At 62.2% G+C, this 21,812-nt stretch carries 22 protein-coding genes, 1 pseudogene and 1 riboswitch; of the genes and pseudogenes, 11 read left to right on the top strand and 12 right to left on the bottom strand.

Annotated features, from left to right (window positions below; genetic code table 11):
- Nucleotides 1-2: 2 nt before the first annotated feature.
- Entirely contained in the window at nt 3-1,112 is a 1,110-nt protein-coding gene (hisC, locus tag X735_RS152255; protein WP_023811091.1) for a histidinol-phosphate transaminase, read from the bottom strand.
- A gap of 136 nt (nt 1,113-1,248) precedes the next feature.
- Nucleotides 1,249-1,326, top strand: a riboswitch (SAM riboswitch).
- 114 nt (nt 1,327-1,440) lie between these two features.
- Here hisC and X735_RS152260 point away from each other — a divergent pair.
- The 4 genes from X735_RS152260 (at nt 1,441) to X735_RS152275 (ending at nt 5,257) form a co-directional block, all read left to right on the top strand.
- The gene (locus tag X735_RS152260; RefSeq protein ID WP_023811090.1) at nt 1,441-2,610 is read left to right on the top strand and encodes a homoserine O-acetyltransferase; all 1,170 of its coding nucleotides are present in this window, start codon (nt 1,441-1,443) and stop codon (nt 2,608-2,610) included.
- Nucleotides 2,611-2,668: 58 nt separating this feature from the next.
- Nucleotides 2,669-3,283, top strand: coding sequence for a methionine biosynthesis protein MetW (gene metW / locus X735_RS152265; protein WP_023811089.1), 615 nt, complete (start codon nt 2,669-2,671; stop codon nt 3,281-3,283).
- Nucleotides 3,232-4,086, top strand: coding sequence for a Stf0 family sulfotransferase (locus X735_RS152270; RefSeq protein WP_196815321.1), 855 nt, complete (start codon nt 3,232-3,234; stop codon nt 4,084-4,086). Before metW ends, X735_RS152270 begins: the two co-directional genes overlap by 52 nt.
- A gap of 163 nt (nt 4,087-4,249) precedes the next feature.
- Nucleotides 4,250-5,257 (top strand): glycosyltransferase family 2 protein, encoded by a 1,008-nt coding sequence (locus X735_RS152275; protein WP_245273210.1) that lies wholly within the window; start codon nt 4,250-4,252, stop codon nt 5,255-5,257.
- Nucleotides 5,258-5,287: 30 nt separating this feature from the next.
- On the opposite strand, the gene X735_RS152280 is transcribed toward X735_RS152275, so the two are convergent.
- Complete coding sequence (locus X735_RS152280) at nt 5,288-5,638, bottom strand: DUF1330 domain-containing protein (protein ID WP_023811086.1); 351 nt, start codon at nt 5,636-5,638, stop codon at nt 5,288-5,290.
- Between the two features lie 368 nt (nt 5,639-6,006).
- Here X735_RS152280 and X735_RS152285 point away from each other — a divergent pair, with 368 nt between their 5' ends.
- On the top strand, nt 6,007-6,939 hold the full coding sequence (locus X735_RS152285; RefSeq protein ID WP_023811085.1) for a glycosyltransferase family 2 protein: 933 nt from the start codon (nt 6,007-6,009) through the stop codon (nt 6,937-6,939).
- A gap of 70 nt (nt 6,940-7,009) precedes the next feature.
- On the opposite strand, the gene X735_RS152290 is transcribed toward X735_RS152285, so the two are convergent.
- The 3 genes and pseudogenes from X735_RS152290 to X735_RS152295 all read right to left on the bottom strand — a co-directional run bounded on the left by X735_RS152290 (nt 7,010) and on the right by X735_RS152295 (nt 10,639).
- Nucleotides 7,010-7,813 (bottom strand): DUF1194 domain-containing protein, encoded by an 804-nt coding sequence (locus X735_RS152290; RefSeq protein ID WP_023811084.1) that lies wholly within the window; start codon nt 7,811-7,813, stop codon nt 7,010-7,012.
- A gap of 85 nt (nt 7,814-7,898) precedes the next feature.
- A pseudogene (locus tag X735_RS01000000165820) lies at nt 7,899-9,724 on the bottom strand (ABC transporter ATP-binding protein/permease).
- Nucleotides 9,725-9,856: 132 nt separating this feature from the next.
- Nucleotides 9,857-10,639 (bottom strand): methyltransferase domain-containing protein, encoded by a 783-nt coding sequence (locus X735_RS152295; protein ID WP_023811083.1) that lies wholly within the window; start codon nt 10,637-10,639, stop codon nt 9,857-9,859.
- Nucleotides 10,640-10,835: 196 nt separating this feature from the next.
- Between X735_RS152295 and gloB the strand changes: the two genes are divergently transcribed.
- Nucleotides 10,836-11,603, top strand: a complete 768-nt coding sequence (gene gloB, locus X735_RS152300; protein ID WP_023811082.1) for a hydroxyacylglutathione hydrolase — start codon at nt 10,836-10,838, stop codon at nt 11,601-11,603.
- A gap of 19 nt (nt 11,604-11,622) precedes the next feature.
- Nucleotides 11,623-12,051 carry a cupin domain-containing protein gene (locus tag X735_RS152305; protein WP_023811081.1) on the top strand — a complete coding sequence of 143 codons (429 nt, stop codon included), beginning with the start codon at nt 11,623-11,625 and terminating at the stop codon, nt 12,049-12,051.
- 1 nt (nt 12,052) lies between these two features.
- Here the strand turns inward: X735_RS152305 and X735_RS152310 are convergent, their stop codons facing one another.
- Genes X735_RS152310 through X735_RS152320 form a run of 3 tightly spaced genes read right to left on the bottom strand, consistent with a single transcriptional unit; the run spans nt 12,053 to nt 14,473 of the window.
- Complete coding sequence (locus X735_RS152310; RefSeq protein ID WP_023811080.1) at nt 12,053-12,739, bottom strand: lysoplasmalogenase; 687 nt, start codon at nt 12,737-12,739, stop codon at nt 12,053-12,055.
- Entirely contained in the window at nt 12,736-13,650 is a 915-nt protein-coding gene (locus X735_RS152315; RefSeq protein ID WP_023811079.1) for an EamA family transporter, read from the bottom strand. Before X735_RS152315 ends, X735_RS152310 begins: the two co-directional genes overlap by 4 nt.
- 34 nt (nt 13,651-13,684) lie before the next feature.
- On the bottom strand, nt 13,685-14,473 hold the full coding sequence (locus X735_RS152320) for a DUF3108 domain-containing protein (protein ID WP_023811078.1): 789 nt from the start codon (nt 14,471-14,473) through the stop codon (nt 13,685-13,687).
- Nucleotides 14,474-14,746: 273 nt separating this feature from the next.
- On the opposite strand from X735_RS152320, the gene rpmB reads away from it, so the two are divergent.
- The 3 genes from rpmB (at nt 14,747) to X735_RS152335 (ending at nt 16,637) form a co-directional block, all read left to right on the top strand.
- Nucleotides 14,747-15,043 carry a 50S ribosomal protein L28 gene (gene rpmB / locus X735_RS152325; RefSeq protein ID WP_013529373.1) on the top strand — a complete coding sequence of 99 codons (297 nt, stop codon included), beginning with the start codon at nt 14,747-14,749 and terminating at the stop codon, nt 15,041-15,043.
- A 182-nt stretch (nt 15,044-15,225) separates the two neighbouring features.
- A complete protein-coding gene (locus X735_RS152330; RefSeq protein WP_023811077.1) occupies nt 15,226-15,906 on the top strand; it encodes a queuosine precursor transporter in 681 nt (226 codons plus the stop codon).
- A gap of 59 nt (nt 15,907-15,965) precedes the next feature.
- The gene (locus tag X735_RS152335) at nt 15,966-16,637 is read left to right on the top strand and encodes a hypothetical protein (protein ID WP_023811076.1); all 672 of its coding nucleotides are present in this window, start codon (nt 15,966-15,968) and stop codon (nt 16,635-16,637) included.
- Between the two features lie 11 nt (nt 16,638-16,648).
- On the opposite strand, the gene X735_RS152340 is transcribed toward X735_RS152335, so the two are convergent.
- The 4 genes from X735_RS152340 to X735_RS152355 form a co-directional block, all read right to left on the bottom strand.
- The gene (locus X735_RS152340) at nt 16,649-17,677 is read right to left on the bottom strand and encodes an esterase-like activity of phytase family protein (protein ID WP_023811075.1); all 1,029 of its coding nucleotides are present in this window, start codon (nt 17,675-17,677) and stop codon (nt 16,649-16,651) included.
- The gene (gene cobT, locus X735_RS152345; RefSeq protein ID WP_023811074.1) at nt 17,674-19,572 is read right to left on the bottom strand and encodes a cobaltochelatase subunit CobT; all 1,899 of its coding nucleotides are present in this window, start codon (nt 19,570-19,572) and stop codon (nt 17,674-17,676) included. The genes X735_RS152340 and cobT overlap by 4 nt, the downstream gene beginning before the upstream one ends.
- An 11-nt stretch (nt 19,573-19,583) precedes the next feature.
- Entirely contained in the window at nt 19,584-20,570 is a 987-nt protein-coding gene (cobS, locus tag X735_RS152350; RefSeq protein WP_023811073.1) for a cobaltochelatase subunit CobS, read from the bottom strand.
- A 123-nt stretch (nt 20,571-20,693) separates the two neighbouring features.
- Entirely contained in the window at nt 20,694-21,323 is a 630-nt protein-coding gene (locus X735_RS152355; protein ID WP_032909134.1) for a J domain-containing protein, read from the bottom strand.
- A gap of 181 nt (nt 21,324-21,504) precedes the next feature.
- On the opposite strand from X735_RS152355, the gene X735_RS152360 reads away from it, so the two are divergent.
- Nucleotides 21,505-21,807, top strand: a complete 303-nt coding sequence (locus tag X735_RS152360) for a BolA family transcriptional regulator (protein ID WP_013529365.1) — start codon at nt 21,505-21,507, stop codon at nt 21,805-21,807.
- The last annotated feature ends 5 nt before the right edge of the window (nt 21,808-21,812 follow it).

The following is a 21,812-nucleotide window of genomic DNA, read 5'->3' as shown; positions in this document are numbered from 1 at the left end:
TTCTAGCTTTTCAGAAATGTCGTGAGAGCGGCGACAACGCCGCGATTGGCTTCTTCGGTGCCGACGGTCATGCGCAACGCGTTGGGAAAGCCATAGCCCGAAACGCGCCGCAATATATAGCCGCGCGCCGTCAGATAGTCGTCCGCCGCCGCCGCCGAATGCTTCTGATCGTCAGGAAAATGAACGAGGACGAAATTGCCGACGCTCGGCGTTACCCGCAGCCCGAGCTTTGTGAATTCCTCGCTCAGCCAGGCCAGCCAGGTCTCGTTGTGCGCCACGCTGCGCTCGACATGGGCGCGGTCGCGGATGGCTGCGATACCGGCCTCGATCGCCGTCGCATTGACGTTGAAGGGACCCCGCACGCGGTTGATGGCGTCGACGATATGCATCGGCGCATACATCCAGCCGATCCGCGCTCCGCCGAGGCCGATCTTGGAGAAGGTACGGGTCATCACCACGTTCTGGGCAGCACCGACCAGCTCGATGCCGGCCTCATAGTCGTTGCGGCGGACATATTCGGCATAGGCCGCGTCTAGCACCAGAAGCACGTGCCTGGGCAGGCCGGCATGCAGGCGGCGCACCTCCTGGAAAGGCACATAGGTGCCGGTCGGATTGTTGGGATTGGCCAGGAACACGATCTTGGTGCGCGGCGTGACGGCTGCGAGGATGGCGTCGATATCGGCGCGCTCGTCTCTTTCCTTGATCGTCACCGGAACGGCACCTGCCGACTGGATGTAGATCTTGTAGACCATGAAGGCGTGTTCGGTGATGACAGCCTCGTCGCCGGGCGCCAGATAAGTCTGCGCCAGCAGGCCGAGGATCTCGTCGGAGCCGTTGGAGCAAATGATGTTCTGCGGGTTGAGACCATGCACCTCGGCGATCGCTTCGCGCAGCCGCCTGGCGGTGCCATCTGGATAGACGTCGAGCTTTCCGGCAATCTCGCGCGCGGCTTCGATCGCTTTCGGCGAGGGCCCTAGCGGATTCTCGTTCGAGGACAGCTTGTGAACCTTGGCGACGCCCGCGGGCGCCGTGCTCTTGCCCGGCACATAGGCGTCTATGTCCATGATGCCCGCGCGCGGGGTTGGACGTGCCTGGTCCGGTGTCTGGCTCATGTCGCAAAATCCGTCGAGAACGCTTCCTGAGGGAAGCCGCAGCGGAAATACAAGCCGTGGCCTGCAATGTCGAGAGGCGACAGCCACCGCCCAAGGCTGGCCGTTGACGCCGGCGCGCCACAGCCCTAGAAGGGGAGCGGACTTCCGTGGTGATTTGGCCGGTCGGCTTGCAGCCACGTTAAACAACTTGCTAAAGGGCCGTTTGCATCCTGTAACCGGCTTTGCAACCGCAATGCCGGTTTTTTGTTGTCCGCGCCGGCCGGACACCCGGATCGGCATCGACTTTCGACAAGCGCGATGCGTGGGCTCAAAGTGTGAGATGGATGTCATGGCCGTTCTGCGTGCCCGCAAAACCAACAACGAGGTCGACCAACCGTCGAGCCCGGTTTTGCGTTTTGGATCCGACAAGCCGCTCAAGCTGGACGCCGGCACGCTGCTGTCACCGTTCCAGATCGCCTACCAGACCTACGGCACGCTGAACGATGCCCGCTCCAACGCCATCCTCGTCTGCCATGCACTGACCGGAGACCAGCACGTCGCCAGCACCAATCCGGTGACCGGCAAGCCTGGCTGGTGGGAAGTGTTGATCGGCCCCGGCAAGATCATCGACACCAATCGCTTCTTCGTCATCTGCTCCAACGTCATCGGTGGTTGCCTTGGGTCCACCGGTCCGGCCTCGACCAATCCCGCCACCGACAAGCCCTATGGGCTTGACCTGCCCATTATCACCATCCGCGACATGGTGCGGGCGCAGCAGATGCTGATTGACCATTTCGGCATCGAAAAGCTGTTCTGCGTGCTCGGCGGCTCTATGGGCGGCATGCAGGTGCTGGAATGGGCATCGAGCTATCCGGAGCGCGTCTTCTCGGCGCTGCCGATCGCCACCGGCGCGCGCCATTCCTCGCAGAACATCGCCTTTCATGAGGTCGGCCGGCAGGCTGTCATGGCCGATCCGGACTGGCATGGCGGCAAATATTTCGAGCACGGCAAACGCCCGGAAAAGGGCTTGGCGGTGGCACGCATGGCCGCCCACATCACCTATCTGTCGGAAGCCGCGCTGCACCGGAAATTCGGCCGCAATTTGCAGGATCGCGAAGCGCTGACCTTCGGCTTCGACGCCGACTTCCAGATCGAAAGCTATCTGCGCCATCAGGGCATGACCTTCGTCGATCGCTTCGACGCCAACTCCTACCTCTACATGACGCGGTCGATGGACTATTTCGACCTTGCCGCCGACCATGGCGGCCGGTTGGCCGATGCCTTCGCCGGAACGAAAACCCGCTTCTGCCTGGTGTCTTTCACCTCGGACTGGCTGTTTCCGACCGAGGAGAGCCGCTCGATCGTGCATGCGCTCAACGCCGCCGGCGCATCGGTATCCTTCGTCGAGATCGAAACCGACCGCGGCCACGACGCATTCCTGCTCGACGAGCCGGAACTGTTTGCCGCCATAAACGGCTTCATCGGCTCGGCGGCCCGGGCGAGAGGGCTCAGCGCATGACCCCGAAAAATTGCAGGCTTTTCGGATCGAGATCATGCGCCAGGCAGGAGGCGAAGCCATGAGCGTCAACCGCGACCAGCGCGTCGACCTAGAAGTCGTCGCCAACCTCATCCCGCCACAGTCGCGCGTGCTCGATGTCGGTTCGGGCGACGGCTCGCTGCTCGAATTGCTGCAGGACACCAAGCAGGTCGACGGCCGTGGACTTGAGCTGTCGCAGCGCGGCGTCAATGAATGCGTGGCGCGAGGCCTCTCGGTCATCCAGGGCGATGCCGACAAGGATCTCGAATTCTATCCCGACAAGGGCTTTGACTTCGTCGTCCTGTCGCAGACCCTGCAGGCCACCCGCAACCCGAAGCTGGTGCTCGACGAACTGCTCAGGATCGGCAACCGCGCCATCGTGTCCTTCCCCAATTTCGGCCACTGGCGGGTGCGCCTGTCGCTGTTCATCCAGGGCCGCATGCCGGTGACCAAGGACCTGCCCTATTCCTGGTACGACACGCCCAACATCCATTTCTGCACCATCCGCGACTTCGTCAATCTGTGCGACGAGCTCGGCGCGACCGTCGAGAAGGCAACCGCTCTCGACGCCGCCGGCCAGAAGATCGGCCTGTCGATGCCGTGGTGGTTCTGGAACTTCTTCGGCCAGCAGGCAGTGTTCTTGCTGAAACGGTAATATTGATCGCCATGTATCTCTTTCGTAGGCGCCCTCTGCCAATTGAAATCCCACCGGACATGCGGGCTGGGTTGAAAGCCGGAATTCTCATCTGCACCTCACCGCGCAGTGGCAGCAACCACCTAGCCGGATTGATGGCAGCCACCGGGCTTGGCAACCCACTCGAGTGGTTCGGGGGCCGTCGTGTTCTAGAAATGCCGAACTATCCCCGCGACCCCCGTGCCCAGGTTTTGCATGCACTGAAGGACGGGCGGTCTCCCTCCGGGATTTACGCGGTCAAACTGTTTGCCAGCCAGTTTTCACAGGTTGCCAAAACCGTGGATCTCCCCGCAAGCCTTCCAAAGCTGCGCTATATGCGGTTGACGCGTGGGGACCTCGTTGGTCAAGCAGTTTCGTGGACCCGCGCTCGTCAGAGTGGTCGGTTCCGCTCTACCGAGGCCGATCAGAAGAGACCATGCTACGACGGCAAAGCAATCGCGGACTCGCTTGAAAAAATCATCCTGGAAAATCTGGCCTGGGATGTCTGGTTTGCAAAAAACGGATTGTCCTTCCTATCACTGACATACGAAGAACTCCTTGAACATCCACGGACCTGCCTTGAAAGGGCTGCATCTCTGGTCGACGCCAAGCTTGTCTTGAAACCCGGGTCTGATCTCGATTCGGGCCTCGATATTCAACGAGACACCATCAATGAGGAGTGGAGAGAGCGGTTCTTGGCGGAATATTCTGACACGTCGAACTTCCATGCCAACAATTGCCGTCGCGGTTTTCTTAAAAAGAGGAGCTCAAGGTTCTCGATCTGATCGAACGGCATTGTACGAGAACACGAAGCATCCAGGGGCGCCAGAGATGCGATGTTATTGATCAAAGCGCATCGCCGTCCATGGCGATCACGAGCACAAATTCTTATTGCACGCTGGTTTGACAGCCCGCCGAGAGCGTTATAGCCACATCGGCACTAATAACTTGATCGGTTCAGATATGGCTCAAGAGCGTCCAACGTATTCACTCGTCGTCGAAATGGAGAATGCAAAATCGATCGACTGGGACGAGATCGGCGTTGGGATGAAGGCCTTGGCTCGGGAAATCACATCGGTTTCAGCAACCGGTTTAGTGCGACCAAGGATCGTTATTTCTCACGGGGGAGCAGAGTCGGACGAGGATGCGTTGCGTCGTGAGATTTCGAATGAGGCCCCGCAGCTCGGTCAGGTTGCCGAACTCGTCTTCACGGCTTTCCCTGGCGGCCGATATTACGACCTGAAGAACAACGGCATGCTGGCATCGGACGGAGATATCGTCATCTTTATGGATTCCGACGTGGTCGCGGAACCAGGATGGCTACCAGGACTGCTTGAGCCCTTTGAAAACTCTGAAGTTATCTGCGCAAACGGATATACATACCTCTCATACGACGATTTCTTTTCAAGAACGTTTGCGTTGATCTGGTTTTTCCCGATGGCCCGTGGAGACGGGCGATTTGCCTCGAAGCGAGCGATCAACGCTAACAATGTAGCGTTTCGACGCGAGTGGATCGTCAGCCATCCTTTTCCAAAACATAACGGCTTCAAGGTTTCCTGCACTTTGCTGATGCGCGAACTGCTGCGGGAGGGCCACAAAATTCATAATGTCGACGCACGCGTTTATCACTATTCGCCGCGGGGCTGGCGGTTCTTTTACTGGCGCGCCCTGGTTACAGGTCGCGACGCCGACCGGAAGTTCGTTGCGCTCAATTCGCCGAGCCGCGCGCGACGGATAGTCAAGTCTTTCAGCCGGTGGCTCACCATGTCATGGCGCACGACACGACGGATCGTAGGCCATGCCCGGGAAACGGGGATGCCGCTTTGGCAGGTTCCCTTTTCTCTGATTGTCGGTCAGGCATTTTATGGTTTGGCGTTTTGGGGCCAGTTCAGTTTTGCGACTGGCATGGTTCGTGACAAAATTGAAACTGTGCCCGACTATGTTGGGCACAGCTAGACGCTTTACCGCCATTCCTTGAACCGCGGTTCAGCGTCCAATTGATCCTTGACCCGTCGATTGTTCCAGAACATCCGTGGCCTTGTGCGGATGTTCGACGCCGTCGACGAACACGACATCGGCCTCCGAATTGTCCGTGCGCAGCGCCAGTATCGCCCGGTAGGCGGGCGAATTGTACCAGCCACGCACATGCTGCCTGTCGGGAAATTCTATGATGATCAGATGGCCAGGCCAGTCGTTCTCGATCACCTCCACATCGCCGCCATGAACCAGAAAACGGCCGCCGAAAGGTTCCAGCGTGGCATCGATCTTGTGCAGATATTCGACGATCTGCGGACCCATTGCGGCTTGGCGCATATGGGCGACGGCGTAAGCGGCCATGACTGGACTCCCTTGTCATCGAAGCCGAGTTGCCGGCCTCGCATGGGCAATCTGACCAAACGCCGAGCGCTAAGCGATTACGTCTGAGGTAATGAGATGTATGCTACCTGTCATGATGGGTTGCTTCCATGGTGATTCGCAATGCTATGTGCGGCGGTGCTGTTGCAATTGGAACGCTAGCAGCGGGGATTCGTTGTCTCGCGCGGATTGAGTACCGGCACGGTGGGTGACAGGGGCAGTCGTTTTTTGTAGCGTCGCGCCGACTGTGATGCGGTGTAGAGGAAGGGAAGTCCAATCCATTCGACCGTTCTGAAAATCGAAAAGTCCTGGACAGACGCGCAACCCTGCGCAGGAAACAGCTGACAGACATGGCCGGGATCCAACCGACACCTCTCATCACGGTCATTACGCCGACCCACAACCGACGCGAAACGGTGTTGCGCGCCGTGGAAAGCGTACTCTCCCAGAGCATGTCGAGGCTTGAGCACATTGTCGTCGACGATGGTTCGACCGATGGAACCGAAGCGGCGCTGGCCCGTATCCAGGACCCGCGGCTGATCTATGTCGGGGCGAAATGGCGAGGCGCCAACGCTGCCAGGAATGCCGGCATCGAGCGCGCGCGGGCACCGTTGGTGACGTTCCTCGATTCCGACGACATCTACATGCCGCACCGGCTTGAACGAACCCTGACCTGGTTCGATGAGAATCCTGCACTGCAAGTGCTGATCAGTTCGTTCGTGTCCCTGAAAGGCAATCGCATCACAAACTGCGTCAACCCCGAGGCGTTCGTGAGCCCCGCAATGCTGGAGCGGACGCTGGTTGGGCAGACCATCTTCATTGCCGGCTCCGCGATCACCGCTCGCCGCGAAGCCTTGCTGGCCATCGGCGGCTACGACAGCGACATCACCCGCATGCAGGATCGCGAATTGCTGCTGCGCCTTGCCCGGCGCTTCGGTGCGCAGTTGTCCAGGGATCTGGACTGGACGAAATACAATTCGGAGAACTCGATTTCCGGCCGCCGTGACGGCTATGTCGAGGCCTATGCGAACCTGATGGGCAAACATCCGCATATTGCCCATGCCTACCCGCACATTCCGCCTTACATGATCTCGCGGCAGCTCATCGCCGACATCCTGCGAGGCAGGATACCGGAGGCATTTCAGGGCTACATGGCCAACCGTTCATCCAAAACGCTTGGCTATTCGCTGCCGGAATTGATGCAAGGCTATGTCCACGGCCGGCGCTGGCGCCGCGATCTGTCCAACGAGTTTCGCAATCAATTTGGTGCCCGGCCCGCTTAAACCGAGAGGGATTCCGGGAAATTGTGGAACGGTTTTTCCTCCGGATCGCGTTAACCCCTCTGTCGAGAGCTCAACGGTCAAGTTCGGGAAAATACGGATCCGATAGAAACCGCCTGTCCCGTTCGCCTTGCAGGCAGTCTATCGGCGTCGCCGCGTCGACGGGGATGCTTCCCACCTCGTCCTGAATGCCGCTCACTTCCAGGAGCAGCTTGCGCCGGATGGCTGTCGAAAACTCCGCGGCGGCATAGATAGGCAGCACGAAGGAACCGGGTCCGCCGATCACGCACTGCGCATAATACTGGTCGAGATGGCTGAAGGTGGGCGACGGGCTGATCAGGATCGGCAGGCCGTTGACGACGATGCCTTTGGCAGTCGCCGCATCACGCGTTGCGGTGACCGGCGGCCCGATATTGTTCGGTCCGTCGCCCGAAATGTCGATGACGCTGCGTTCGCCCTGGAAAGACGTGCGGTCGAAAAGCTCGGTGCCGAAGGCCAGCGCGCCGGAAATCGAAGTGCCGCGAAAGCTGCGGAACGGACGAGCCGCGACCTTGTCGGCAAAGCTGTTCGCGCTCTCGGCACTATCGATAATCTGCCAGCTGATGACCGCGTCGTCGCGCACCGTGCCGGCCCATTCGAAATAGGTCAGCGCTATGCGGCCCTTGGCGCCGGCGCGGACAGCCTTGATGAAGTCGGGATGCCGCAGCGCCTCGACATAACCGGCCCGCTGCAGGGCGAACTCCTTCTCGTCCATCGACAGCGAGATGTCGACCGCCAGCACCAGCTCGACGTCGACGGCGAGCGCATCCGGCGGCGAGGCGGCCGGGGCAGCCTGGGCGCAGGCAAGACAGGCAAGCAGGCGCAGAGCATCAAGCATGGCCGTCGCCAAGATGTTTCTCCCAAGGAGCTTCCCTCGCGATCACGGCAAAATAAAGCTTTGCTTCCCCCGCCCGGAAATCAGCTCATTTCTTGCGACGAGCGGCGGCTGGCGGCGGTTCGATCGCGCCGGCTCTGACGCGGGCGGGCTTCAGGGCTGGCGCACCAGAATCCTTGATGATCGTCAACGCGCGCGGGAAGAAGTGGTTGTTGTGCTGGCCGCGCCCGATGTTGAGGATCGCTGTCCCCGGCAAACGCTTATCGAGCATCGACAGCACGCGTCTTAGCGATGGGCCGTCGAACGCATCCAGCGCCTCATCGATGATCACCATTTCGGCTGCCGCAACGCGAGCCTGGCGAAGGCCAGCGAGCGTTGTTCGTCATCGCCCAACTCATGGTCCCAACGCCCGGCGCGGTCGAGCGACGAGGATAGCCGTCCCAGACCGACCTCGGCCAGCACCGCCGAAATGTCGGCATCGTTCGCCGGCGCGGGCCCGTTCGGGTGATCGAGGACTTCGCGCAACGTGCCGACCGGAAAATAAGGCACGCGCGGCACGAATATGGGGGTTTCTCCCGCCGGCAGGCCGATCTGGCCGCTTCCCCATGGCCACAGGCCGGCAATGGCACGAAAGAACAGCGTCTTGCCCGCACCGGGGTCGCCGGTGATCATGACGCGCTCGCCGGGGCGGATTTCGACATGCGAGTCGGCGAGTCTGGTGCAACCCTCCGGCGAGGTCACTTCGAGCTTCTCGAAAGTCAGGCTGCCATTGACGTTTTGGCCGAAGGCGATGCGCTTTTCCGTGTCGTGCAGCGCATCGGTTTCATCGAGCGCGATGCGGAAATCGGCCACGCGCATCAGCGTGGCGCGCCAATCGGCGATACTGCCGATGTTGTTGATGAACCAGCGCAAGGAGGAGTGGACCTGGTTGAAGGCGCCGACCGCCATCATCAGCCCGCCAAAGCTGATATCACCTGAGAAATAGACCGGCGAAGCGACCAGTATGGGCGCCACGACGGTGATCCAGCCATAGGTGTCGGTCACCCAGGACAGGTTGATCTGGGCGGCGTAGATGCGCCGCATGGCGCCCAGCACCGTGCCGAGATCGAGTTCGAGCCGCCGCCTGGCGTCGGCCTCGCCATGATACAACGCAATGGCATCGACATTCTCGTTGACGCGCACCATCGAGGAGCGCAGCTCGGCTTCGCGTGTATAGCGGTCGCTGTTCAGGCGGATGAGCGGGCGCCCGACCAGCCAGCTCAGCCAGGAGGCGATGCCGGCGTAAAGGATGGCGGCCCAGACCATGTAGCCCGGTATGGCCAGCGAGGTCCCGCCGATGTGGAACACGAAGCCCGAGGACAGCTCCCACAGCACCCCGACGAAGGACACCAGCAGGATGCACGACTGCAGCAGGCCGACGCCGAGATCGGTTGACAGGTCGGACAGATGCGCGGCGTCCTGCTGCATGCGCTGGTCGGGATTGACGCCGATGGCGCCGGCATTGGCCAACCGGAAGGCGCGCGCCGGCCGCATCCACTGATCGATCAGATCCAGCGTCAGCGCCTCGCGCAGTTTGAGCCTGATCATCTGGTTGAGCCAGGTCTGGCCGATATTGAGCACCAGCAGCCCGCCGGCGATCATCGCGAAGACGAGGAGCTGGTGCAGGAAGGCCGCCATGTCGCGGCGCGCAAGCGCATCGTAGAAAGGCTGGTTCCAGCGGTTGAGCAGAACCTGGCCGATCGACGTTGCGATGATCACGGCCATGATGCCGACCGATGTCCACTGCAACCATTTGCGAACCGGCGATCCCGCCAGCGCCCGCCGGATCGTCATCAGCTGATCGCGCAGGCTGCTGGCTTCGACCGCCACGGCAACCGGCTGAACGGCGGCGGCATTGTCCGGTTGATCAGCCATGGCCGAGGTCCTTGCGTCAGTGCTGAAACCGGATGGAGAAACTTGACAGGCGTTCGTATGGGCTGCCGGATAAACTGTCGGTCCGCTTGCGACAGATAGGCAGGGAAACGACGTCAGGCACGCTTGCCGTGATCACGAAGCCGTCACCCGCGCAGCCGAGGGCTCGGCACCGGCTTTGTGACGGCCAAGCCGGGTGGCGCCATGCGGCGACAGCACCGGCACGAAGACGCGGCGCGAGGCGCGCTGGACGACGGGCACGCCTTGATAGAGCCGTTTCTGCGCCTCGACGACGATGACGCCGGAAAAGATCGGCCACAGCCGCCGGCCGGCGCGCTCCAGCACATTGTGGAAGCGCATCATGAAACGGCGCCTCGACGGCGGAAAGAACAGCGCATCGGACCAGGCGGCGGGCGTAAAATTCGCCTCGCGCAGCAATTCGGTTAGCTGGCCGCGCGAAAAGGGCCGGCCATTGCCGAATGGGGTGTGCTCGAAGCGCGCCCAGACACCGCGCCGGTTGGGCACGACGATGACGACCCGGCCAGCCGGCGACAGCACGCGCCAGATCTCGTTCAGCGTCTCACGTGGGTTCTCGACATGTTCGAGCGAATGGACGAGCAGCATGCGGTCGATGCAGGAATCGACCAGCGGCAGTTCCTCGTCGAAGACCAGTGCCGTCGCCGTCGGCCCTGTCGCCGGCCACACCACCGCGCCCTGCGTCGCCGGCATGAAGGCGAAGACCCGCTCGGCGTCGCAGCCGAACCTCTCCAGCCACGGCAAGGTGTAGCCCAGACCAACCAGCCGCTCGTTGGGCACGACCGCCCATATCGACGACAACGCCATGGTGATCGAACGCTCGGCGAAACGGCCGAGTGTTGTCGAATAGAAGGAGCGAAGATCGACGATGTCGGAATGCATGGCAGGGATGTAGCCGCGATATCGGCGGGTTTCAACAACAGGCCGCGACGACCTGCCATTCCGGGAATGTCACTAGACATTGCGGGATGTTGTTCAACGTCCCGGAATGTTGCTCAACATCCAGCATGTCTTCAACATCCAGGATGACATCCACGCGCCGGCGCCCTATGTCTGCGGCCATAAACGGAGAGATGCGATGCCGGTCGAAATCGAACAGTTCATGTGCCGCAGCGACAATTTCGGCGTGCTGGTGCATGATCCCAAAAGCGGCCAGACCGCGATCATCGACGCGCCCGAGGAAGCGCCTATCCTGGCCGCGATAAAGCGCACCGGCTGGACGCCGACGATGATCCTGACCACGCATCATCACATGGATCACGTCGAGGCCAATCTTGCATTGAAGGAGCGCTTCAAGCTGCGCGTCGTCGGCCCGGAAGCGGAAAAGGCCAAGATCCCCGGCATCGACGAGACCGTCGAAGACGGCTCGGTTCTCCATCTTGGCGATGAAAAGATCGAAGTCATCGCCACGCCCGGCCACACCGCCGGCCACGTTTCCTACTATTTGCCGGCTTCGGGTGTGGCGTTCACCGCCGACACGCTGTTTGCGCTGGGTTGCGGACGGCTGTTCGAATGCAAGCCGCCGGTGATGTATGAATCGCTAAAGAAGCTGGCTGCACTTCCGGCTGAAACGGCCATCTATTGCGGCCACGAGTATACGCTCGCCAACGCCCGTTTCGCGCTGACCGTCGACCCGACGAATTCGGCATTGAAGGAACGCGCCGCCAAGATCGAAAAGCTGCGCGCCGACAATAAGCCGACGCTGCCGACGACGATCGGCGAGGAGCTGTCGACCAATCCCTTCCTGCGCTGGCACGATCCGGCGATCCGCAAGCATCTGGGGCTGGAGAGAGCTTCGGACGCCGAGGTCTTTGCCGAAATCCGCAAGCGCAAGGACAATTTCTAGGCCCGGTGGTATCGTCGCCATGACCAGCTCCGCAGAAATTATCGCGACGCTCGGGCTGAAGCCGCATCCGGAAGGCGGCTGGTATGCCGAGACCTTTCGCGATGGCACCGGCGGCGCGCGTGGCCATTCGACCGCCATTTATTTCCTGCTTGAGGAGCATCAGGTTTCGGCCTGGCACCGGGTCAAGGACGCCGCCGAGGTCTGGCATTTCCATGCCGGCGCCCCGCTGGCGCTGTCGATGTGGGAAGAAGGCAGCACCGTTGTGGAACAGGTGCTCGGCATCGATCTCGCAGCCGGTGAGCGGCCGCAGATCGTCGTGCCGGCGGAATGGTGGCAATCGGCGCGCAGCCTGGGCGAATGGACACTGGTCGGCTGCACCGTCGCGCCGGGCTTCGAGTTTGCAGCTTTTGAGCTGGCGGCACCCGGCTGGCAGCCTGGACAGTCCTAACTCAATAAGAAGCCTGATTTAGCAGGAAGCCTAGCGTGATCGCGAGTTGGGCGGCGTAGTACAGCGCCCAGACGGCGAAACGCATCCAGGCACGATGCGGCGAGATGGCGGCCACAAGGAATTTCTCCGTGGCGAGCAGCCCGTCCGACGCCATGAACAGCACGGCGCCCCCGATCACCCACATATTGCTTGTTGTCAGCGCCGAGATGGCCATTGCCAGGATCGCCGCGATATAGACGGTGATCGGGATACGCAGGCTGGGACCGACACGACGCCACAGCGCCGCCAGCACGATGACCACGAACACCGCCATGGCGAGCGCGATCGCTCCGCGCCACGGCTCGGCGCCAAGCACTCCCAACCCGCCACCGCTGCGCAGGAACAGCGCGACATAGACGATGTGAGCGACAAGAAAACTGGCCAGCCCGCCGAGAAAGGCCTTTTCGCCGTCGCGTGACAGGAAGGCGTCGCCAACGGCGCTGAGTGCGAGCGCGGCGACCAGCAGCAGCGGGCCGCCTTGCAGCGCCGCCAGCACGGCGAGCATCGCCACGGCGAGCGTCTTTGCGGCCGAGCGGGCCAGCGTTGGCGGCATGCCAAGCGTGAAGGCATAGATCACCGCCGCCGCCAGCGAAAAAATCAGTGTCGCATTGGCATTGGCGTCGATGCCGCCCGCAAACGGCATCGTCATGCCTGGGCTCCGCCTTCGGATGCCCCGGCTCTGCTCTCGACCGCAGCCGGCTTGCGCAGGAACAGGGATTTTGCGGCGAGCACCGCACCGCTGGTGATGAGCACGCAGGCGGCGAGGATGCGCAGCGACGGCTCGGCGACGCCGGCCGCGATCAACACCAGCGTCGACAACAGCGGTGCGGCATAGCTTGCGGCACCCAACACCTGGATGTTGCCGCGCTTGACGCCGATGTCCCAGGCGTAGAAGGCAGCGCCCACCGGCATCAGGCCAAGACCAAGCACCGCCAGCCACTGGCCGGCGCCGACGGGCAGAATCGTCTGTTCCAGCGCCAGGTGGCAGGCGAGCGACAGCACCGCGGTGGCAGCACAGAACCAGGTGACGATGCTGGTCGGCACCGATGGGAAGCGCCGCGACAACAACGAATAGGACGACCACAAGACGGCGCAGACGGCAGCCATGGCATAGCCGAAGGAATAGCGGGCGTCGAAGGCCAGCCCGCCACCCTTGGTGACGATCAGCACGGTGCCGGCAAGGCCGAGCAGCGCGCCGACGATATGGTTCCAGGCAAGTTTTTCGCCCGGCATCAACGCCGAGCCGAGCACTATCAGCAGCGGCCACAGATAGGCGATCAGGCTCGCCTCCACCGCCGGCGCATTGCGCAGTGCGGTGAAATAGAAAAAGTGGTAGCCGAACAGGCCGGCAATGCCGATCAGCCACACCTGCGGCGGTATCTTCTGGCTCTTGTCGGGTGCCGGCATGAACAGCCGCGCGACCAGCCCGACGCCGGTGCCGATCGAGAAGGTGATCGCCGATAGCAAGAACGGCGGCACCTGGCCCGACGCATCGGTGAGCAGTGCGAGCAACGCCCACATGGCGACCGCCGAAAAGCCGATCAGTGTTGCGCGCCCCATTCTGTCTCCAGTGGCGCGCCAATTCCGCGCCTGGCTATTGTACGGCTTCGAAACGCCCGGCGCTGATGGTCAAGGTGCCGATCTGCGTGCCAACCGTGGCACGGATCGGCGCATATACGCCGGTTTGGCCGAGCGGTGCAAACGTCACCATCATGCGGCTTTTGTTCTTGAGATAGTTGAGCGCCTTGCGGCCCTTGCGATAACCCGCCACCGGCTCGAAGCCCATCTGGCAGGTGACGGTGTCGCCCTTGTAGCCCGGGACCGAGATCGTGCCTTTCGACGCGTAGGTCAACGTCAGGTCGGCACGCATCTCGCCGTCATAGAACTTCACCGTGCGGCCGCAGACCTGGTCGAGACTGTCGGCATGAATGACGGTGGCGGCCATAGGATCGAGCACCGATGCCAGGTCGCCGGCACCGAGCGGTACCCAGTTCTTGGGGTCGCGTTTGCCTGGTGCCGGTACGACCTTCGTCGAAGTGACCCTGCCATTGGCAAAGCGGATATCGACCACCGATGCCTTCTTGCCGGAGGTGTAGTCGGCGCGGAATGCCTGCGGCACCATCTTTTTGCCCGCAATCGTGCCTTTGGACGAGATCGTGCCGCGCGTGTCGTCGAACAGCTTGGCGAGACCGGCCGCGGTGACACTGCCTTGGATCGCGTAGGCGCCGTTCTCATAGCGGCTGGAAAACGTTGATTTCGCTATCGAAAGACCAAGAAACGACACCGTGTACTCGCCCTTGAACGACTGCGGCGAGGCAGCAGACGCGGCGGACGGCAAAGCTATGGCAAGCATGGCAACAAGGGCATGTGGCGAACGAAGCATGGCGGGATCGGGTCCTTGATTTTCGGCCGGAGGCGGGCAACTCCGGTCTGGCATGTCCCTATGGAACCGCTTATAGGATGAATTCCGGCCTTAATATGAAAATGCCGGGCGCGCCGTGGGCAATGCAGGGGCTGGGCAAGCCGGAGCTTGACGCCTCGGCGAAATGCAACTATGGAACGCCAACTTTTTCCATAAGGCCGCCTGACCAGAACCGCGCGCCACCCGGCGTGGACTTGAGTGTTTGGCAGACCCCGAGAACTGAAGGTTAGAACCATGTCCCGCACCTGCGAACTCACTGCCAAGGCAGTCATGTCCGGCAACAATGTGAGCCACGCCAACAACAAGACCAAGCGTCGCTTCCTGCCGAACCTCGTCAATGTGACGCTGATTTCGGAAGCGCTGAACCAGAACGTGCGCCTGCGCATTTCGGCCAACGCGCTGCGTTCGGTAGAACATCGCGGCGGCCTCGACGCCTTCCTGGCCAAGGCAGACGTCAAGGAATTGTCGCAGCGCGCCCGTTTGCTGAAAAAGCAGATCGCCAAGAAGACCGCCGAACAGGCTGCCGCTTAAAACAGTTCAAAGGCGGGGGACGACCGCCCTGGCCAACCTCTTGTTGGCCTCTGGCCAACACTTGTTGGCCTGAGCATCGGATCGAAGCCGCAAGGTTTTGGCAATCCGGTGCCCACATACGAAGGCAAGCATCGCCCGCATGGGCATGGTGCTTGGCTGGTTCCATTACCCAGGATAAAAAAATGACTTCCTTCTCACGGTATTTGCCATTCGTGGCCGCCATGGCGCTCGTCGTCGTGGCATCGAACATTCTCGTGCAATTCCCGATGCAGGGCCAGATCGGCGGCCTCTCGCTGGCCGACGTGCTGACCTGGGGCGCCTTCACCTATCCTTTCTCGTTCCTGGTCACCGACCTCGCCAACCGCCGCTACGGACCCACTGTGGCGCGCCGGATCGTCTTTGTCGGCTTCATGACGGCGGTGATCTGCTCGATCCTTGTACCGCCCTTCCTGTTCCGCCATGGCCTGATCGAATTCGAGACCGCCGCCGACCGGCTGGTGCGTATCGCGGCCGCGTCCGGAGCGGCGTTCCTCAGCGCGCAACTGCTCGATGTCACCGTGTTCAACCGGCTGCGCCAGCAGAGCTGGTGGCGCGCGCCGATCATCGGCACGCTGGTCGGGTCGGTGTTCGACACCGCCGTGTTCTTCACCGTCGCGTTCTCGGCTGCCTTTGCCTTCGCCGGACCAAACGACGGCTTTGCGTTGGAAAGCGCACCTTTGATGGGCGTCTTCCATGTCGAGGCGATGCGCTGGATTTCCTGGGCGCTTGGTGATCTCTCGGTGAAACTGATCATCGCCGTCGTGGCGTTGATCCCCTACCGTCTGCTCGCCGCCCGCTGGAGCCAGCCGGCGGTTGCGGCTTAAGCCATGATCCCGAAAAGTGGGACCCGGTTTTCGGAAAAGATCATGGTCGGACAAAGATCATGATCCCGTGGGTCCAGCTCGATTCGGCGAAGACTCCCGACGGCGGACAAGAACTGCGCCTCAAGCGGCGCGGCACCGAATTCTCGATCATGCTGGGCACCAACGAACTGATGAATAGCCGCCTCAGCGGTTCCGAGGAAGCGCTGGCAAAACTGTCCTGCGAGCGGATTGCCGGCCAGAGCCGGCCCACAATCCTGATCGGTGGGCTTGGCATGGGTTTTACCTTGCGCGCCGCACTCACAGAATTGGCCAATGATGCCGGAATCGTCGTCGCCGAACTGGTGCCGGCCGTCGTCGCCTGGGCGCGCGGTCCGATGGCCGAAATCTTTGGCGGCTGTCTCGACGATCCTCGCGTCACAATCCAGGAAGCCGATGTCGGGCAGCTGATCCGGTTGCGGCCGGCGGCCTGGGACGCCATCCTGCTCGATGTCGACAACGGCCCGGAAGGCATCGTCCGCAAATCCAACGATGCGCTTTACAGCCTGCAGGGCCTGGGCGCTGCGCGCAGCGCCCTCAAGCCGGGCGGCGTGCTGGCGGTGTGGTCGCAAGGCCCGGACGGCGGCTTCACGCGGCGCCTGAAGCAGGCAGGCTTCGGGGTCGAAGAGGTCAGTACGCGCGCCAACGGTAAGCGCGGCGCGCGCCATGTCATCTGGATCGCCACCAGGACGTAAAGCCGGCGGGCTCAATCCTGGTGGAGAATGAATTCCAGATAGAGGTTGCGCTGCAGGATCGAGTGGTTGTCGTCGGAGATCAGCGACACCATCAGCGCGCCGTCGCCGCGGGTCCAGACGTCGAGCCCTTCCATATTGTCAATCTGGTAGCCCATGTCGGCCTCCAGCAGCACCGGCCCGTCGGCGACCGCGCCCTTCTCGACGCTTTCGCCATAGATGCGCCGCAGCCGCATCTTGACGCCGCTGGCCATCGAGAAACTGCGCTCCAGAAGCAACAGATCGCCATCCGGCAGGAAGGCCCCGTCGGTGATGTCGAAATCGCCATTGCGTTTGACGGTGAAGATGCCCTTGTGCGGTCCTTCGATGATGGCGGCATAGATGTTGCCGGCCTTGTCCAGGCTCTTCTCGGAGACCACGACTAGGCCGCCCTCATGCTGGCCGTTGGCATTGGCGTGGGTGACGGTCTCGAAGCCGCGATTCTGACGCAGCTCGCGGGCCGGAACGGCGAAATCCAGCGGCTTGAAGGGTGCCTTCATGTCGTTGGAGTCGATCTTGAACTGGGCGACGCGGTGGCTGCGCTCGAAGCCGACGGTGGCGATGCCGTCCTTGACCGCGAGACCTTCCGCATCGACCTCCCATTTCCTGTCGATCGGCCGGCCGGTCTGGTCGACCATCTGCTGCATGCGGAAATTCTGGATGCCGGAGGGTCGCTTTTCCGCGTCGCGGATCACCGTGCCGAAGAACCAGAAGCCGGTGTCGGCAACGCCGATGAAGTCACCGCCGGCTTTCAGGAAGCGGAAGGCCGACAGCGCGCCGAAATCGCGTGTCGGCGAGGTCATCTCCAGCCCGCCGACGAATTCGAACGGGCCGAACTGCTTGCCGGCACGGCCAATGTGGAATTCGGCGATCGGTCGGGCCGAGACTTCGACCGGCTCAACCGAGGTGGAATCAGCTGAACCGGCTGCCGCCGCAACCACGCCGGTAAGCAGGGCGATGGCGGCGAAAAGCGTCTGCCGAAAGCCGCCGCTCGAGAAGATCATCCGGCGCGCCGCATGCCGCCGCGTCGCGTATCCTTCGCGCTTTCCTCGGCGAACAGCGAAGCCAACTGCTCGGTCATGGCGCCGGCCAGTTCCTCGGCATCGACGATGGTGACAGCCCGGCGGTAGTAGCGCGTGACGTCGTGGCCGATGCCGATGGCCAGCAGTTCCACCGGCGAACGCGTCTCGATCAGCTCGATGACGGCGCGCAGATGGCGCTCGAGATAATTGCCCGGATTGACCGACAGCGTCGAATCGTCGACCGGCGCCCCGTCCGAGATCATCATCAGGATCTTGCGCTGCTCCGGCCGGGCAATCAGCCGGTTGTGCGCCCACAGCAGCGCCTCGCCGTCGATGTTTTCCTTGAGCAGGCCTTCGCGCATCATCAGCCCGAGATTGCGCCGTGCCCGCCGCCACGGATGGTCGGCCGACTTATAGATGATGTGACGCAAATCGTTGAGCCGGCCTGGGTTCGGCGGCTTGCCGTCCTTCAGCCATTTCTCGCGCGCCTGCCCGCCCTTCCAGGCACGGGTGGTGAAGCCGAGGATCTCGACCGAGACGCCACAACGCTCCAGCGTGCGCGCCAGAATGTCGGCGCAGGTGGCGGCGACGGTGATCGGCCGACCGCGCATCGAGCCGGAATTGTCGAGCACCAGCGTCACCACCGTGTCGCGGAATTTGGTGTCGCGCTCCTGCTTGAACGACAGCGGCTGCATCGGGTCGATGACAACCCGCACCAGCCGTGCCGGGTCGAGATAGCCCTCTTCCAGGTCGAAATCCCACGAGCGGTTCTGTTGTGCCATCAGCCGGCGCTGCAGCCGGTTGGCGAGCCGCCCGACGACGCCTGACAGATTGGCCAGCTGCTTATCGAGGAAGGCGCGCAGCCGGTCGAGCTCTTCCTCTTCGCACAGTTCCTCGGCGCCCACCGTTTCGTCGAAAGCGGTGGTGAAGACCTTGTAGTCGATTTCCTTCGGCAGATTGGTGAAGGGATTGTCGTTGCGGCGCGCCTCACCGGGTGTCTCGGCGTCCGCATCGTCATCGTCGGAGAGGTCGTCGGCGGTGGCGTCGGACGCTTCCGTCTCGGCCGACTGCTCGTCATCGGCCGAAGCCTCGGCATCCTCGGACTGCGACTGCTCGGAGCCGGAATCCTCTTCGCCGCCCTCCTCGCTCTGCTCCTCGCCTTGCGGCTGGTTGTCGTCATTGTCCTCGGAGTCTTCCGTCTCCTGGTCGTCGCCAAGCTCCTCGGCCATTTCCATGGAGGCGAGCATCTCGCGCACGACCCGGGCGAAAGCCTGCTGGTCGCCGAGCTTGGCCGACAATCCGTCGAGGTCGGCCTTGGCCTTCTCCTCGACCCAGGGGCGCCAGAGTTCGACCAGCCGCTCGCCGCTTTTCGGGACCGGGCGGCCGGTCAGCTTCTCGCGCACTATCAGGGCAAGAGCTTCCTCGATCGGCGCGTCGGCCTTGTCCTTGATGTCGACGAGGTTGGCCTTGGCGTATTTGTCCTCCAGCATCGAGCCGATATTGTCGGCGACGCCCTGCATGGCGCGTGAGCCTATCGCCTCGACGCGGGCCTGTTCGACCGCGTCATAGATGGCGCGGGCCGCCTTGCCTTCCGGCGCCAGCTTGGTGTGGATGCGCACATCGTGGCAGGCGCGCTTCAGCGCCATGGAATCGCCGAGGCCGCGGGTGATCGCGATATCGGTCTTCGACGCCTTCTTCGGCAATTCTGGCAGACGCGCACGGCTGCCGGCGAGCGCCGGCCGGTCCTTGGCGAAGCCGACCTCCAGCTCCTTGTCGCCGGCGATGGCGCGCATGCAGACGGTGACGGCGCGCTTGAAGCTGTCGGCTTCAGAACCCGTCTTCGACTTGTTGCGCGTGTTGTCGCCCGGACCCGCCATCGAGACTCTGCTTAGCCCAGCACCACGTTGGCGGCGCTCTCGGGCAGATCCTCGCCAAAGGCGCGCTGGTAGAACTCGGCCACCACCGAGCGTTCCAGTTCATCACACTTGTTGAGGAAGGTCAGCCGGAACGCCATGCCGATATTGCCGAATATCTCGGCATTCTCGGCCCAGGTGATCACGGTGCGCGGGCTCATCACGGTCGACAGATCGCCGTTGATGAAGGCCGAACGCGTCATGTCGGCGACGCGCACCATCTTGTTGACGATGTCCTTGCCCTTGCTGTCGCGATAGTGCTTGGCCTTGGCCAGCACGATGGCGACTTCATTGTCGTGCGGCAAATAGTTCAGCGTGGTGACGATCGACCAGCGGTCCATCTGCGCCTGGTTGATCTGCTGGGTGCCGTGATAGAGGCCAGTGGTGTCGCCGAGGCCGACCGTGTTGGCGGTCGAGAACAACCGGAAGGCCGGATGCGGGCGGATGACCCGGCTCTGGTCGAGCAGCGTCAGCCGGCCCGACGATTCCAGCACGCGCTGGATGACGAACATCACATCCGGACGGCCGGCATCGTACTCGTCGAAGCACAGAGCGACATTGTGCTGGTAGGCCCAGGGCAGGATGCCGTCGCGGAATTCGGTGATCTGCAGGCCATCCTTGACGACGATCGCGTCCTTGCCGACGAGATCGATACGGCTGACATGACTGTCGAGGTTGACGCGCACACAAGGCCAGTTAAGCCGGGCGGCAACCTGTTCGATATGGGTCGACTTGCCGGTGCCGTGATAGCCCGACACCATGACGCGGCGGTTGTAGGCAAAGCCCGCAAGGATCGCCATCGTCGTGTTCTTGTCGAAGAGATAGTCCGGGTCGATGTCGGGCACATGCTCCGATGTCACCGAATAGGCCGGTACCACCATCTTGGACTCGAAGCCGAATTTCTCCTTCACCGACACCGTCGTGTCGGGCAGGTTGGCGATGTCACGATCGACCTTGTTCATATCTCTCAACGTCTCCACGGGCGAAACGTCTGATTTCGCCGGCAATCGATTTTGTCCGGGGGCGGTCTTAGAGCCTTTTCCAACCTTATGAAAGTTGGAAAACGACACGAACCGTATGGCCGCTCAGCACAGGCCCGCCTGTTTGAGCACGCGATAGGCCTGCAGCACATCGCGGAACCGGTCTTCCGAACCTCTGTCGCCACCATTCGCATCCGGATGGTGCTGTTTCACCAGTTCCTTATAGCGCGCCTTGATCTCCTTGCCAGTCGCCTTTGTATCAAGGCCAAGCGTTTCCAGCGCCTTGGCCTCAAGCGGCTTGGCCTTGCGCTCGCGCGCCTCGCGCGGATCCTTCGGTCCCTTGAACAGGTCGAACGGGTCGCGCATGCGGTTATAGTAGCCGGCCCGGCCGGAACGCATCTGGGCCATATCGGGCGACGACCGCGTCGAGGCCCCGTTGGCGCCCATCTTCCAGGTCGGCCGGTGCCCGGTCATGGCTTCCTTCTGGAAGCGCGCGACCTCGGTGTCCGGCACGCCGGAAAAGTAGTTGAAGCCCTTGTTGTACTCGCGCACATGATCGAAGCAGAAATGGAAATACTCGCCCTCCTTCATGCGCCCGACCGGCGCACGATGGGTGCCCGCTTCCTTGCAGCCGTCCCACTGGCAGATCGGCGAGTGCGACTTCAGCTCCGCGTCCTTGTCGGGGCGGACGCGAATCTTCTCGAAATATTTGGGGTACGGCTTCATCTTACCCATTTATGGGGCGTTCGCAGATGCGAAACAAGAATTGACATTTTCGCGATCATCGCCCTAACCGCTGAATCGCGGCATAAAGCAGGCGAATGGCGGATTTTGTTGCACGGCGGCGGCCCCTCGCGAAACCGATTTTCGGTTTCCAGGCTGAGATGCCAGCGATATTTGGTGAAGGGAGATGGCGATGTCCATACAGGCGACCATGGAAGACAAGCTCAATAAGGCATTTTCGCCGGACAGGCTGGTCATCATCAACGAGAGCCATCTCCATGCCGGCCACCACCATCACGGCTCCGACCATCACGGCACTTACGACGGCACCGGCGAGACGCATTTTCGCGTCCGCGTCGTCGCTTCCGCCTTTGCCGGCATGAGCCGCATCGACCGTCACCGCGCCGTCAATGAACTGCTTGCCGATGAATTGAAGGCCGGCGTGCACGCGCTGGCGATCGAACCGGCGGCTCCCGGCGAAAAGACCCGCTGGTAGCTCGG

Source organism: Mesorhizobium sp. L2C084A000 (assembly GCF_000502875.1).
Taxonomy (GTDB): domain Bacteria; phylum Pseudomonadota; class Alphaproteobacteria; order Rhizobiales; family Rhizobiaceae; genus Mesorhizobium.
The sequence above is the reverse complement of the archived record's forward strand: the minus strand, read 5'-3'. Positions and strand labels throughout refer to the sequence as shown.